We start from the raw sequence: 15133 nt of genomic DNA, 5'->3' as shown, positions 1-15133 counted from the left end.
CGGGAGCGATGCCCCATCTCACCACAGTGGGATCACACCTGAAGCGCCGAGCAAAGGGGAAATTGCCGTCCTTATGATGTCTCTCGGGCAGTGAGGCGCCTTACGCGTCTCGGCATCGGTCATCTCGATACGAGTGCAGGTTCCTGCGAGAACGGACAGCAAGGGGACAAGACACGCCGAACGACCAAAACAAAACAGGCGGTGCATCTTCCGATGTCACCGCCTGAATGCGGCCCGAGGGAGGCTCCCCGGCCAATGGCGTACCCCGAAGAGGCGCGCCCGATACTTCAGACCCGGTCAGGTCCCCCGCTTGATCCAAGCCGACAGATTATGCGGGCGGAGCGTGTCGTACTCTTCGAACGGCTGATGAATCCATGGATTCGTCGGCAGGAAATCGACAGCATAGTCCGGCGCCACCTTCGAGCAGGCCTTGTGCCAGAGCACCGCCGAGCGCACGTCCGTCACCTTGGGGAAACGCTCCTTCAGATGCTTGCCAACGCGCTCGAGCGTCACGCCCGAATCGACCAGATCGTCGACCAGCAGAACGCGGCCTTCCAGCTCGCCGCGCGTGATGGTGATGTACTGAGCGATGTCGAGGTCGCCACGAACGGTGCCTTCTGCCTCACGATACGAACTCGTCGCCAGAATCGCGAGCGGCACGTCGTAGATGCGCGCGAGCTGATCGCCCACACGCAAGCCGCCACGGGCCAGACACAGGATCTTGTCGAACTTCCAGTTGGACTCGTAGACTGCGAGCGCCAGACGCTCGATCAGGCGGTGGTATTCGTCCCACGAGACCCAGAGGTTCTTGTCGTCGTTTTGGGGCTGATTCATGGTGTGTCTTGCCAGTCCTGCTGTTTTTCAGTTCTTGAAGGGGTGACGCAAAAGGATCGTCTCGTCGCGGTCCGGACCGGTCGACACCATGTCGATCGGAATACCGCTCACTTCTTCGATACGCTTGAGGTAATTCTGCGCCTGGACCGGCAATTGGTCCCACGACGTCACACCGACGGTGCTCTGCGACCAGCCCGGGAAATCTTCGTAGACCGGCTCGCAACGAGCGACGTCCACAGCGCCGCGCGGCAGGATGTCGACCGACTTGCCATCGATCTTGTAACCCACGCAAAGACGCACGGTTTCGAGACCGTCGAGCACGTCGAGCTTCGTCATGCACAGGCCGGTGACACCGTTGATCTGAATCGAGCGCTTGAGCGCGGCGGCGTCCATCCAACCCGTGCGACGCGGACGACCGGTCACCGAGCCGAATTCCTTGCCGACCGTCGCCAACTGCAGGCCAATGGCTTCCTGACGCGCGGGATTATCAGCGTCGTACAGTTCGCTAGGGAACGGACCGGCGCCAACGCGCGTGCAATAGGCCTTGGTGATGCCCAGCACATAGTGCAATTGTTGCGGACCAACGCCAGCGCCCGCCGAGGCAGCGCCTGCAACGCAGTTGCTGCTGGTCACGAACGGATAAGTGCCATGATCGATGTCGAGCAGCGTGCCTTGCGCACCTTCGAACAGCAGCTTGCTGCCCGCAGCGTTTGCCGCATAGAGCTCTTGCGACACGTCAGCGATCATCGGACGCAGACGCTCGACATAGCTCAGCATCTTGTCCAGCGTTTCCTGGAAGTCGACAGCTTGTGCGCCCAGATACTGGGTCAGAACGAAGTTGTGATAGTCGAGGTTTTCGCGCAGACGCTCAGCAAAAGCCTTCGGATCGAAAAGATCCTGAACGCGAAGGGCACGGCGGCCCACCTTGTCCTCATATGCCGGACCGATGCCACGACCGGTCGTACCGATCTTGCCGGCACCGCGACGGGCTTCGCGTGCCTGGTCGATGGCGACGTGGTACGGGAGGATCAGGGTACAAGCTTCCGAAATGCGCAGACGGCCGCAGACGTTAAGGCCGGCGCTCTCGAGCTCTTCGATTTCCTTGAACAGGGCTTCGGGCGACAGCACCACACCGTTGCCGATGTAGCACGTCACATCCTTGTGCATGATGCCCGACGGAATCAGACGCAGGATGGTCTTCTTACCGCCAATGATGAGCGTATGTCCGGCATTGTGGCCCCCTTGGAAACGCACCACGCCTTGCGCATGATCGGTCAGCCAGTCGACGACCTTACCCTTACCTTCGTCGCCCCATTGGGTTCCGATAACGACGACGTTGCGTCCCTGATTCAAAGCATTGCCGGACATAACAATAGTTGGTTTGGTTAAAAACGTATTCTACCCGTGTTGGCGCAGGCGAGTGCCGCTTTTTTCAGCGAACTCACCGGGGCGTCACCACCCACTGGCCATCTTTCTCGACGAGAACGCGGTCTCCCGTGAACTCCTCGAAATCCTGTGCATGGCCCGGCAACATCCGAATGACCACCTCCCCTGCATCGCGCAGGCTATCGATCTTGGCACGCAGACCCGGCACGTCGTCCGCAGGCGCCAAAATCGCGTTACTGCGCGCTTCTACCGGCGAAATTGCAGCCAACTCACGCAAATCGAGCGAAAAACCCGTTGCCGGGCGGTCCCGACCGAACGCCTGACCGACCTTGTCGTAGCGGCCGCCACGCGCAATCGCGTTCGGAATGCCATCCACGTACGCCGCGAACATGACCCCGCTGTGGTACTGATAGCCGCGCAGATCGGCCAGGTCGATGGACAGCACTGCCGGACCGACCTTGCCCTGCGAATCCGCCAGATAGGCAAGGTCGTCCAGTGCGGACGTTACGCCCGGGAGATCCGGCAACACCTTACGGGCACGGGCGAGGGTATCGGCCGGCTCACCATACAACGTGGTCAGACTCAGCAGCGCATCGCGCACATGCGCGGGGAGATCCCGGGTGAGTTCCTGCAGTTGCGGTACGTCTTTGGTCGCGAGCGCCCCGAACAACTGGCTCTCGATCGCTTCCGCCGCCGGCACCCCCTCCAGCAGTGCTTCGAGCACGCCAGCATGGCAGAGGTCGATACGAATTTGCTTCAGACCGGCCAGTTGCAGGCAGAACAGCAGCAATTCCTGAATCTCGAGATCGGCTTCCAGACCGCTGTGACCGAAAATTTCGGCACCGATCTGGAACGGTTCGCGCGTGGCAAGCAAATTGCGCGGACGCGTAAACAGCACGCTGCCCGCATAGCATAGACGTGTCACCCCCTTGCGGTTCAGCAAGTGAGCGTCGATGCGGGCGATTTGCGGCGTAATGTCGGCGCGCAGGCCCATCGTGCGTCCCGAAAGCTGGTCGACGAGCTTGAACGTGCGCAGATCGAGGTCATGGCCGGTACCGGTGAGCAGCGACTCGACGTACTCGAGCATCGGCGGCATCACGAGTTCGTAGCCATAGGTACGGAAGCGATCGAGCATGAGACGGCGCAGATCTTCGATCTTGCGCGCCTCGGACGGCAGCACGTCGGCGATATTTTCAGGAAGTAGCCAGTTCGGCATGGGTATTTCGGATTCAGACGGCGCGAGAGCGCGCCTTTTTTAATCGGCCAGCAGCATCAGGATCAGCCCCAGCAGAACGGCGGCCAGACCAAAGAAGCGAATCTGGCCGGACGGCATTTCCGTTATTTTACGAAAACTTTGCCGCCACCGGTCTGGCGCGACGAACGGAAACAGGCCCTCGACGATCAGCATGAGGGCAAAGGCGAGAATGATTGTGCTGCTGGTCACTGGGGGACTCGGCCAAAACGCCACCGCCCGCGTTGACGCGGGCGGTGGCAGCTACTCGGTTGTCAGAGGCGTTATTTTCCCGCTTTTCCGGCGGATGCGCCAGCGCCACCGGAACCGCGCATAAATCGGAAGAAATCGCTGTTCGGGTCAGCAATGATCACGTCTTTCTTGTCTCGGAATGTCGCCTTGTACGCTTCCAGACTCTGGTAGAACTGCGCGAACTGCGGATCGCGGCCAAATGCCTGCGCATAAATATTGGCGGCAGCGGCATCGCCCTCACCCTTGACCTGCTGAGCCTTGGCATACGCCTCAGCCACAACCACGTCGCGCTGACGGTCCGCATCGGCACGAATCTGCTCGGCCTCGGCGGCGCCGGTCGAACGCAGTTCGTTCGCGACACGCTTGCGCTCAGCGGCCATGCGGCTGTACACCGAATCACTGATGCCGGCCGCCAGGTCCACCCGGCGCATACGCACGTCAACGATCTCGATACCCACCTGTGCGGCCTCGTCGCCAACCTTCTGCTTGACCCACTGCATCACCTGGTCACGCTGCGTGGAGACCACTTCGGTCACGGTGCGCTTGGTGAAGGCTTCCTGCAATGCCGATCGAATCTGCTGCGTCAGGCGGTCCTGAGCCAGCCGGTTATCGCCCTTGAAGCTCACGTAGAACTTGCGCGGGTCGATGATGCGCCACTTCACGTACGAGTCGACGATCAGATTCTTCTTCTCGGCCGTGATGAAGCGCTCCGGCTCCGGGTTGTCGATGGTCATGATCCGCTTGTCCAGATACAACACGGTCTGGAGCGGCGGCGGCAACTTGAATTTCAGGCCTGGCTGGTTGTAGACGTCCTTGATCTCGCCCAGCGAGAACACGACGGCATAACGGCGCTGATCCACGACAAACATGGTCGAGGCGAGCACGATCAACAAGACGATCAGCGCGACGATAACGGTTCCAATACGGTTCATGCGCTTATCCCCTTAGCGTGAATCGCGGTCGCGGTTGCGCAGTGCCGCGCGCGATCGATCATGGTCGACATCGTTGTTGTCATCAGCAGCCGACGTACCCGCTGCCGGCCCCGTCGCCGCACCGGAGGCCGGCGCAGGGGTCGACGCGTCGCTACGCGAGCGCTCCATGATCTTGTCCAACGGCAGATACAACAGGCTGTTGTTCTTCGAGTCCACCATGATCTTGGTGGTGCGTGAGTAGATCTGTTGCATCGTATCGAGATACATGCGCTCGCGGATCACGCCAGGCGCCTTGGCATAGGCTTCCTGCACCGACTTGAAGCGATCCGCATCCCCTTGTGCCTGCGATACCACACGCGCCTTGTAACCCGCGGCCTCTTCCGTCAGACGCGACGCCGTACCCTTGGCACGAGGAATCACGTCATTGGCATAGGCCTGCGCTTCATTCTTTGCACGCTCCAGATCCTGACCGGCTTTCACGGCGTCGTCGAAGGCGGCCTGCACCTGTTCGGGCGGCTGCACGCTCTGCATGGTCACACTCGTGACGAGAATGCCCGTCTTGTAGCTGTCCAGAATGCGCTGAATCGAAGTAACGAGTTCGTTGGCGATCTCCTCACGACCGGCATAGAGCACGAAGTCCATCTTGCTCTTGCCGACGATCTCGCGCACCGCCGTCTGCGCCGCCAGATTGACGGACGATTCGGCGTCCACGTTATTGAAGAGGAATTCGGTCGCATCCTTGATGCGGTACTGCACGGCGAAGCGAACATCGATGATGTTCTCATCGCCCGTGAGCATCGACGAGTCCTTCAGATCGGTGTCGCGAATCGTATTCGAACGACCGATTTCGACCGAGCGAATCTGCGACATGTTCACGACCTCGACCGACTGGAAGGGGTACGGCAGGCGCCACTGAATGCCCGAAGTCGTCGTGTACTTGTACTTGCCGAACTGGGTCACAACCCCGACCTGACCTTCCTGGACGATGAATATGCCCGTCGCCAGCCAGATCAGAAACGCCAGTGCGACGACGACGCCGACACCGATGCCCGACCCGCGTGAACCACCCGAGAAATTGTTCGAGCCGCCATTACCGCCGCCACCATTCTTGCGGCCAAAGATACGATTCAGGCGACGATTGAAATCGCGCCATAGTTCGTCGAGATCGGGAGGGCCATCCTGCTGCGGGCCTTGCGGTCCGCGCTGCGGCTCCTTTTGATCCTGCGAATTTGGATTATTCGCACGATCCGGGCGGTTCGGCTCCTGATTGCCGGACGGCGTATCACCGCCGCCGTCCCGCCCCCAGCGCGGGTCGTTCAGGGAGAAAATCAAGCCAACTCGTCTCATCAAAGCTCTTGGAAGCATAGGTAGAAGCGTGGTGACTGAAGCGGGTTGGATGTTGCGATCGGCGCGCCTCGCATCGGAGCGCGCATGTTGCCGGTTCGCGCGTGGTTCCCGAATCTGGTTTGCCGATCGGCGACCTTGCCCGGCCTCCGTCTAGTCTCTTGCCAGTTCGTCACCCGCGTCGGATGGTGCTGCCGGTATTCCCCGTGGCAACCCGTCCTTCACGGTGCGACGTCTCGTGTTATCTGTCTTCTGCGCGCGGCACATCGTCCCAACGGTCGATGAGCCGGACATCGGGCGCTTCGTGCTGCGATTGTAACCCACCGGTGCCAGCCACAACCGCCTCGCTGATGGCCTCGCGCAGCAGGTCAAGGCCCTGGCCGGCACGCGCGCTCAGAAAGACACGCGTGACACGCCCGGCCTCGTCCCGTTCGATTCTCGGTCCCTGCGCGGCCAGTTCCGGCACCGCGTCGATCTTGTTCCAGATGAGAATCTGCGGGATGTCGGCCGCATCGATCTCGGCCAGTACGGCATTGACCTCGGCCATTTGCTCCTTGCGCACCTGACTCGACGCGTCCACCACATGCAGCAGCATGTCGGCGTGCACCGTCTCCTCGAGGGTCGCCCGGAATGCCGCCACCAACTGGTGAGGCAACTCGCGGATGAATCCGACAGTATCAGACAGCACGATGTTCCCCACATCGCCAAGATAAACACGACGCGAAGTCGTATCCAGCGTGGCGAACAGCTGGTCCGCGGCGTAGGCATTGGCCTTCGTCATCGCGTTGAACAAAGTGGATTTGCCCGCGTTCGTGTAGCCCACGAGCGAGATCGACATCGTGCCGCTGCGCTGACGCGCGCGACGCTGCGTGTCGTGCTGGCGCTGGAGCTTCTCGAGGCGCGCTTTGAGCGACTTCACTCGCTCGCCCAGCAAACGACGGTCGGTTTCCAATTGCGTCTCACCCGGCCCGCGCAGGCCGATACCCCCCTTTTGACGTTCGAGGTGGGTCCAGGCGCGCACCAGACGCGTGGACAAATACTGCAACTGCGCAAGTTCAACCTGCAGCTTGCCTTCATGACTCTTCGCGCGTTGGGCGAAAATATCGAGGATCAGGCTGGTACGGTCGACGACGCGACGTTGCAGAAGATGTTCCAGGTTACGCTGCTGACCTGGCGTCAGCGCATGATTGAAAATCACCAGTTCGACATCGAATTCCGCAATGGCTTCGCGCAACTCTTCCGCCTTGCCACTGCCGATGAACAGCTTGGCGTCCGGGCTGTGGCGACGACCGGTAATGGTCACGACAGGCGTGGCGCCTGCGGATTGCGTCAGAAGGTCGAGTTCCTGGAGACTGGCTTCGAAATCGAGTTTGCCGAAATCGATGCCGACGAGCGCGGCGTTGGTGGTCAAGCTACGCTGGGAATGGGTGTTGGGACTGTTGGACAAGAGCGGGCGACAGGGAGAAGAAATTCGCCCGGCCGGAGAGACTCCCGGTCGGGCGAGCCTGAATCAGGACTGCTCGGCTTCCGGATGGAAATTCACCGGACGCGCAGGAACGACCGTCGAAATGGCATGCTTGTAAACCATTTGGGTGACCGTGTTGCGCAACAGGACGACATACTGGTCGAACGACTCGATGTTTCCCTGCAGCTTGATACCGTTGACCAGATAGATCGAGACGGGAACATGCTCCTTACGCAAGGCGTTCAGAAACGGGTCTTGTAGAAGTTGCCCTTTGTTGCTCATAAGTTACTCCATTGTATTTTTAGCAAATGACCGTAAGCCAGGGCGTGTGCGCGCTTCCCACCCTGACCTCCACACTATAGCCGATTTTGCTAGCGTCGCCAGCAAAACCCCGCCCTGGACTGGCTTTCACTCGCCCTTGGCGTAAGGGTTCGCGCTGTTGCGGAACTCTATGCGTAATGGAGTGCCCTTCAACTTAAAAGTTTCGCGGAACCGGTTCTCGAGATACCGGCGATAGCTATCGGTCACGCCATCCAGACTATTCCCGTGGATGACGATAATCGGCGGGTTCGAGCCCCCTTGGTGTGCGTAGCGCAGTTTGGGGCGGGAGAAACCGGAACGGCGCGGTTGCTGGTGCTCCACCGCTTCGATGAGCGCCTTGGTCAGCTTCGGCGTGGGCAGCTTGCTCATCGCCGCCGCGTAAGCTTCGTCCACCGAACGCATGAGCGGACCAATGCCCGTGCCTTTCGCCGCCGAAATGAAGTGGAAGTTCGCAAACCCGAGGAATTTGAGCTTTCGCTCCAATTCCTGCTTGGCCTGATCACGGGTGTACTCGTCCAGCCCGTCCCACTTGTTCACGCCCACGACGACTGCTCGGCCCGACTCCAGAATGAAGCCGGCGATATGGGCGTCCTGGTCGGAAATGTCCTGGCGAGCATCGAGCATGAGAATCACGACGTTCGCGTCGGCAATCGATTGCAGCGTTTTCACAACCGAGAACTTCTCGATCGCTTCGAACACCTTGCCGCGGCGGCGCAAGCCTGCCGTATCAATGAGCGTGTAATTCTTGCCCTGACGCTCAAAGTCGATATGAATCGAATCGCGCGTGGTCCCCGGCATGTCGAAGGCGATCACGCGCTCTTCGCCGAGCAGCGTATTGACCAATGTCGATTTGCCGACGTTCGGACGCCCGACGATGGCGATCTTCACGCGCCCATCGTGCTTGTCGTCGTCCTCGTTTTCATCAGGATTCGCGTAAAACGGCGCGATCGCCTCATCGATGACTTCCTTCACGCCGTCGCCGTGCGCAGCCGAAATCGCCAGCGGGTCGCCGAGACCCAGCTCGTAGAAGTCGTTGGCGACCGTCGTGTACTTCATGCCCTCGGCCTTGTTGACCACGAGCATGATCTTGCGTCCCGTCTTGCGAAGATAGTCGGCGATGATCTGATCTTGCGGCGTGAGTCCCTGACGGCCGTCCACGATGTAGATCACGACGTCAGCCTCGACCACCGCCTGACGCGTCTGCTTGGCCATCTCGTGGAAGATACCTTCCTTGGCCACGGGTTCGAAGCCGCCGGTATCGATCACCAGATAGGGATGCTCGCCAACACGCCCCTCGCCATAGTGACGGTCGCGCGTGAGCCCGGGCATGTCGGCGACGAGTGCGTCGCGCGAGCGGGTCAAACGGTTGAATAGCGTCGATTTGCCGACGTTGGGGCGCCCTACGAGCGCGATCACGGGTTTCATGAATAAGCCCTAAAAACGAATACGGCCGGCGCGCTGCCGGCCGTTCCCGGAAAATGCCCGGGTGCTTGCCGGTTACCGGTTATTCCGGACGGAAGCCATAAATATTGCCGTCGCGGGTTTGCACAACCAGCGTCTGACCGGCGATGACCGGCTGCGCGCTGATGGCTCCGCTCAGCTTGACGCGGGCGAGGAACTCACCGTTGTCACGCGACAGGAAATGCAGATAACCCTGCTTGTCGCCCACTACCACAACGCGGCCGAGCGCCAGCGGCGCCGACAGGTCGCGGTACTTGAGCTTGTCGTTCTGCCACAGTGTACTGCCATCGGCAGCGTTGAACGCGTACACGGCACCGTCGGTATTCACCGCCGCCACCACGCGCTCATCCTGCGACACCCCGTTAGGGGATGAGAAATCACGCGCCCACAGGCCGTTGCCCGTCTGCACGTCGGCGCAGCCAACACGCCCCTGGAACGTCGCACCGCACACTTGACGCCCGAACACGACCGGCGACCCCGTCACGTCATTCACACGCTCGACTTCGGTCACGCCCTTCGGGTACGACAGCGGCGTAATCCATTGCGGGTTGCCCGTGTTCGCGTCAAGCGCGACCAGCTTGCCGCCGGGGAAGCCCGTGATGACCGAGCGATCACCCACGAACGTCATCCCCGTGCCCGTGCGTAACGTGAGCGTCGTGGCCGGTTGTGCATACGACCAGCGCACCGAACCGGTGCCCGCGTCGAACGCCGTCACACGGTTGTTGATGGCGCGCACCACCACGAGACCACGCCCCACCAACGGCGCGGTGAGCACTTCGCTGCCGGCATTCGCCTTCCAAGACGCCTTGCCATCGTGATCGAACGCGATCACGTCACCTTTATGCGTGGCAACGACCGTCGTCTCGCCGTCGCTGCCCGGGCCTGCGGTGATATTCGTATCTGCCTTGGCCGACCAGTTCGACGCTCCCGTTTCCGCATCCACGCGCACGATGCTGCCGTTCGCTCCCGCCGCGAACACGGCGCTACCCACCGCGACCGGGGCAAAGCTGTACGCACCGGACTTGCCCACGCTTGCCGTCCAGATTTGCTTGACGGTCAAGGCCTGCTTGATCTCCGTGAGCGGCGTCGGTTCGTGCGCCGGCTTGCTGCCGAAGAGCCCGCAACCACCCAGCGTGCCCAGCACGGCGAGCGTCATCACGGCGGTGCCCGCACGCTTGAAAATGCCACGGCGCGAGACCGTCGGCGCAACCTGCACGGACTGTGACGTAGCCATCGTTTGCGGCATCGATCGACGGAAGTCGTTAAGGATCATCATGTACCCGGTTATGCGTTATGGGAGGGTAATACTTGCCAACGGAATGCCGACGCGCGTCAGGCCCCCAGCGCGTCGAGCTTGAATTGCACGAACTGACGCATGCCCGAATCCTGCTTGTCGAGTTTGTCGAGCGCAAGCTTGTAAGCGGTCTTGGCGTCGGCCACCTTGCTCTGTGCGACGAGCACGTCGCCACGACGATCGGCAAACAGTCCGGCGTAAGGTGCTGGCGGGTTGTCGAGCAACTTGAGCGCCTCGTCATACGCTTTCTCGTCGAGCAGCACGCCGGCCAGACGCAGCTTGGCCAGTTGCTTGTACTCGTCGTCCCGGGCGTTCGACACGGCCCATTGGAGTTGTGCCTTCGCCCCTGCGGCGTCGCCAGCATCCGCGAGCGTCTTCGCGGCAAGCAGCGCTGTCATCTGAGCGTACGGCGTGCCGCTGAACTTGCTCTCCATGTCGGAAGCAATTCGCGCGACCTTCGCCTTGTCCTTCGCATCGACCGCGCTTTCCAGTTCGCCATAGAGCACACCGGCTTCCACCGTCTGCTTGCGTTCGTAATAGCGCCACAGATTCCAGCCGCCATAGGCCAGCATGATGACGACGAGCGTCCAGATAACGTAATTGCCGTACTGCTTCCACCAGGCCTTTACGTTCTCGATCTGTTCCTGTTCCTCGTGATAGCTGCTCATTCGCCGGTATTCTCCGTGTCTGGCGTCTTGAATTAATGAAGGGTTTCGTTGCCCGGGCCGTTATCGCCCAGGCTTTCGTTCACGCTCTCGTCCGCGCTCGCGACAATGGCGTCGATCAGGTACTCGGCCAGCCCGTCGAACGGCACGCTCGCCTGATTGTTCGTCTGATCGGCCGCACGCAGATGCTTGACCTCGGCAGTCCCCGAAGCCACCTCGTTTTCACCGATGATGACCGCGAAGTTCGCGCCGCTCGCATTCGCGCGCTTCATCTGCGACTTGAAGCTGCTGCTCTTGCCATCCGGGCTGCAATGGAAGACGACGTTCAGACCGGCATCGCGCATGCGCTCAGCGGCGATCAGCGCGGGCGCAACGGCCGACTCGCCCTGATGCACGACGTAGACATCCGCGCCTTCGGCCTGCGGCACCAGATCGTCTTCGCGCAGTAGTTCGAGAATGCGTTCAACGCCCATCGCCCAGCCGCACGCCGGCGTGGCATCGCCACCCAGTTGCTCGATGAGCGGGTCGTAACGACCGCCACCGGCCACCGTACCCTGCGCACCGAGCTTGTCGGTCACCCATTCGAACACGGTCAGATTGTAATAATCCAGCCCGCGCACCAGACGCGGATTGATCGTGAACGGAATGTTGTTCGCCTTGAGCAGCGACTGTACGCCTTCGAAGTGCTTGATCGATGCTTCGCCGAGGTAATCGATGAGCTTCGGCGCACCTTCGACCATCGCCTGCATCGTCGGGTTCTTCGTATCGAGCACACGCAGCGGGTTGGTGTACAGACGACGCTTGCCGTCCTCGTCCAGCAAATCGGCGTGCTTCTCGAGGTAGGCGATCAGATCGGCACGATGACGCGCACGCTCTTCGCCCTGCCCCAGCGAATTCAGTTGCAGATGGATACCGGTCAGGCCGAGATCGTCCCACAGGCGCTGACACATCAGAATGATTTCGACATCCGCATCGGGCCCTGCCAGGCCGAGCGCCTCGACGCCAACCTGGTGGAACTGACGATAGCGCCCGCGCTGCGGCTTCTCGTGACGGAACATCGGGCCGAAGTACCACAGGCGCTTCGGGCCACCGTACAGCAAGTTGTGTTCGAGCGTCGCGCGAACGGCCGCCGCCGTGCCTTCGGGGCGCATCGTGAGCTGCTCACCATTGAGCGAATCGGTGAAGCTGTACATCTCCTTCTCGACGATGTCGGTGACCTCACCGATGCCGCGCGTGAACAGCTGCGTGTGTTCGAGAATCGGCGTACGAATCTGCTGGTAGCCGTAAGCGCGCAGCATCGCGCGCACCGATTCCTCGAAGAACTCCCACAGGGCTTCGTCCTGCGGGAGGATATCGTTCATGCCTTTGACCCCGGCCAGTTTGGCGGGGCGATTCTTCTTTGCGTCAGTCATATTCTCTTGTGTTCTGCCGGCGGGCAGCCCGCTCGCTGCCCGCCTCCTGCCGAATTGCCGTGTTACGCGGCAACCGCGCCTTGCGTTTGGCCGTAATGCGTCTTCACGTAATCGTCGACGATCTGCTGGAACTCTTCGGCGATGTGCTCGCCGCGCAGCGTACGCACCTTTTCACCATCGACGAAAACCGGCGCAGCGGGCGATTCGCCCGACCCCGGCAAGCTGATGCCGATGTTGGCGTGCTTCGACTCGCCCGGGCCATTCACGATGCAGCCCATCACGGCGACGTTCATGTTCTCGACGCCCGGATATTGAGCCTTCCACACAGGCATTTGTTCACGCAGATATTTCTGAATGCTCGCAGCCAGTTCCTGGAACACCGTGCTGGTCGTGCGCCCGCAACCCGGGCAAGCGATCACCATCGGTGCGAAGGCACGCAGGCCCATCGTCTGAAGGATTTCCTGCGCGACCACGACTTCGCCCGTACGCGCGCCACCCGGCTCGGGCGTCAGCGAAATACGGATGGTGTCGCCAATCCCCTCTTGCAGCAGCACCGACAGGGCAGCCGTCGATGCAACGATTCCCTTCGACCCCATACCGGCTTCGGTCAGGCCAAGGTGAAGCGCGTAGTCGCAACGTTTGGCAAGCTCGCGGTACACGGCGATCAGATCCTGCACCGCGCTCACCTTGCACGAGAGCAAAATCTTGTCGGCCGACAAGCCCACGCGCTGCGCGAGCTCGGCCGATTCGAGCGCCGACGTGATCAGCGCTTCGTACATCACGCTTTGCGCGTCCCACGGCGTGGCACGCGCTGCGTTCTCGTCCATGATGCGTGCCAGCAACGACTGATCCAGGCTGCCCCAGTTCACACCGATACGCACCGGCTTGTCGTACTTGATCGCCATCTCGATCATTTGCGAGAACTGCGTGTCGCGCTTCGCGCCCTTGCCGACGTTACCCGGGTTGATGCGGTACTTGGACAAGGCTTCGGCGCAGTCCGGATAATCGGCAAGCAGCGTATGACCGTTGTAATGAAAGTCGCCGACGAGCGGCACCATCACGCCCATGCGGTCGAGCTGGTTGCGAATCTCCGGCACGGCGGCCGCCGCTTCCGGCGTATTCACCGTAATACGCACCAACTCCGAGCCGGCTTGCGCCAGTTCCTTCACCTGGATGGCCGTGCCGATCACGTCTTCCGTGTCGGTGTTGGTCATCGACTGCACGCGAATCGGCGAATCGCCACCGACCGTCACGAGCTGGCCGCCCCAGCGAATCCCGACCTTGCGGGACTGACGACGAGGCGCCGGACCACCGATGATCGGCATGCATTCTACAGAAGCCATGATTACCCTCTTTCGGTCTTACTGGAGCGTCAGACGCGCCACGTTGCCCGCATTGCGGGACTTGATCTCGACCGGTTTACCGTTGAATTCCAGCGATTCGACGCCCGCGACGTTACCCACAACGATCTTGAACGGTGCGTCGCCCGTAATATCCTGTTCGGCACCTGCGCGCATGAGCTGGGAGAACAGCACCTTGCCGTCCTTCGAACGAACTTCGACCCAACTATCCGCCTTCAGGCGCAACGCAATCTTGCCATTGCCCGGCGCACCCGCGCTCGACGCCTTCGCGTCGATCGGCGCAACCGGTGCGGCTGCCGGCGCCGTGGCGGCACTTGCGATTCCAGCGACCACGTGCGTCGGATCGACGGCGGCGATCAGGCCAGGCCCTGCGGCCGCCGCGCTGGCCGTTGCGTTATTGACTGTGCTTTCCGTGTTGCCATTGTTTGTGGCATTCGGAGCGTTCGTGGCATTCGCGCCGTCCGCCCCCGGCGGCGTGCCGTTGGCATCGGCGACGACCGGCTGGCTGGCCGGCTCGGCGGCGTCTGCCGTCCCTTGCGCGGTGGCTGCGCTGGCCAGCTCGGCCGGCTCGGTCGCACCCCGACCGCTCTTGTGTGAATTGCCGAAGTACCAGGCGGCACCGGCGATCACGACCAGGGCGGCCAGCGCCCATGGCCACTTCGCCTGCGATGCGGCGACCGGCGAACGGAAACGTACCGGGCTCTTCGGAATGCTCGGCTGCCCCGCCTGCGGTTGCGGAATATCGATGGCGACCGACGCCGGACCGCCGACACGGCGCAGCGATTCGATCATCGGCTCGGGGTCTCCCCCGACCATTCGGGCATAACTGCGCACCACGCCTTGAATGAAAGGCATCTCCGGCAAGGCATCCCACTCACCGGCTTCAAGACGCTTGAGCTTTTGCACGGAGACTTTCAGGCGCGCCGACACGTCTTCGATCGACATGCCGCGCTTCTCGCGCAATGCGGCCAGTTGCGCTCCCACTTGCGCGCCCAGCTCAGCCCATCCGGCAGGTGCTCCCTGCGGCAATCCCTGGCCCTGAGCCTCGGCTTGTCCGCCTGCATCCGCCTGATTCTGGTTATCCATCGATACGCCCCCGTTCGTAAGCAGCCGCCCGCAGCGGCTGAGGATATGCTGACGACAGCTCCGCTGCCTTATCCGCCGTGCACGCGGCA

13 protein-coding genes and 1 pseudogene are annotated in these 15133 nt (G+C 61.6%); all 14 read right to left on the bottom strand.

Annotated features, from left to right (window positions below):
• Positions 1-297 precede the first annotated feature (297 nt).
• A complete protein-coding gene (locus PCA31118_RS14915; RefSeq protein ID WP_044455391.1) occupies positions 298-834 on the bottom strand; it encodes a phosphoribosyltransferase in 537 nt (178 codons plus the stop codon).
• 27 nt (positions 835-861) lie between these two features.
• Positions 862-2202: an adenylosuccinate synthase gene (locus PCA31118_RS14910; protein ID WP_150625923.1), complete on the bottom strand. Its 1341-nt coding sequence runs from the start codon at positions 2200-2202 to the stop codon at positions 862-864.
• A gap of 73 nt (positions 2203-2275) precedes the next feature.
• Positions 2276-3436 (bottom strand): ATP phosphoribosyltransferase regulatory subunit, encoded by a 1161-nt coding sequence (locus PCA31118_RS14905; protein ID WP_150625922.1) that lies wholly within the window; start codon positions 3434-3436, stop codon positions 2276-2278.
• A 39-nt stretch (positions 3437-3475) separates the two neighbouring features.
• Positions 3476-3664: a DUF2065 domain-containing protein gene (locus PCA31118_RS14900; RefSeq protein ID WP_052810974.1), complete on the bottom strand. Its 189-nt coding sequence runs from the start codon at positions 3662-3664 to the stop codon at positions 3476-3478.
• 71 nt (positions 3665-3735) lie between these two features.
• The gene (hflC, locus tag PCA31118_RS14895; RefSeq protein WP_044455388.1) at positions 3736-4635 is read right to left on the bottom strand and encodes a protease modulator HflC; all 900 of its coding nucleotides are present in this window, start codon (positions 4633-4635) and stop codon (positions 3736-3738) included.
• A 12-nt stretch (positions 4636-4647) separates the two neighbouring features.
• Complete coding sequence (gene hflK / locus PCA31118_RS14890) at positions 4648-6000, bottom strand: FtsH protease activity modulator HflK (RefSeq protein ID WP_174990478.1); 1353 nt, start codon at positions 5998-6000, stop codon at positions 4648-4650.
• Positions 6001-6310: 310 nt separating this feature from the next.
• Positions 6311-7390 (bottom strand): annotated as a pseudogene (hflX, locus tag PCA31118_RS14885) (GTPase HflX); the annotation flags it as partial.
• A gap of 99 nt (positions 7391-7489) precedes the next feature.
• On the bottom strand, positions 7490-7726 hold the full coding sequence (gene hfq, locus PCA31118_RS14880; RefSeq protein WP_010807283.1) for an RNA chaperone Hfq: 237 nt from the start codon (positions 7724-7726) through the stop codon (positions 7490-7492).
• Between the two features lie 126 nt (positions 7727-7852).
• Positions 7853-9190 (bottom strand): ribosome biogenesis GTPase Der, encoded by a 1338-nt coding sequence (der, locus tag PCA31118_RS14875; protein ID WP_044455386.1) that lies wholly within the window; start codon positions 9188-9190, stop codon positions 7853-7855.
• A gap of 79 nt (positions 9191-9269) precedes the next feature.
• Complete coding sequence (gene bamB / locus PCA31118_RS14870; protein WP_174990477.1) at positions 9270-10460, bottom strand: outer membrane protein assembly factor BamB; 1191 nt, start codon at positions 10458-10460, stop codon at positions 9270-9272.
• A 98-nt stretch (positions 10461-10558) separates the two neighbouring features.
• On the bottom strand, positions 10559-11188 hold the full coding sequence (locus PCA31118_RS14865) for a tetratricopeptide repeat protein (protein WP_044455385.1): 630 nt from the start codon (positions 11186-11188) through the stop codon (positions 10559-10561).
• A 32-nt stretch (positions 11189-11220) separates the two neighbouring features.
• The gene (gene hisS, locus PCA31118_RS14860; RefSeq protein ID WP_150625918.1) at positions 11221-12597 is read right to left on the bottom strand and encodes a histidine--tRNA ligase; all 1377 of its coding nucleotides are present in this window, start codon (positions 12595-12597) and stop codon (positions 11221-11223) included.
• A 62-nt stretch (positions 12598-12659) separates the two neighbouring features.
• Entirely contained in the window at positions 12660-13940 is a 1281-nt protein-coding gene (gene ispG / locus PCA31118_RS14855) for a flavodoxin-dependent (E)-4-hydroxy-3-methylbut-2-enyl-diphosphate synthase (RefSeq protein ID WP_150625917.1), read from the bottom strand.
• An 18-nt stretch (positions 13941-13958) separates the two neighbouring features.
• Positions 13959-15044, bottom strand: coding sequence for a RodZ domain-containing protein (locus PCA31118_RS14850; RefSeq protein ID WP_174990476.1), 1086 nt, complete (start codon positions 15042-15044; stop codon positions 13959-13961).
• Between the last annotated feature and the right edge of the window lie 89 nt (positions 15045-15133).

The organism is Pandoraea captiosa (assembly GCF_902459775.1).
GTDB classification, from domain to species: domain Bacteria; phylum Pseudomonadota; class Gammaproteobacteria; order Burkholderiales; family Burkholderiaceae; genus Pandoraea; species Pandoraea captiosa.
Note: the sequence above shows the minus strand (reverse complement) of the source record. Positions and strands in the feature narration are given on the sequence as shown.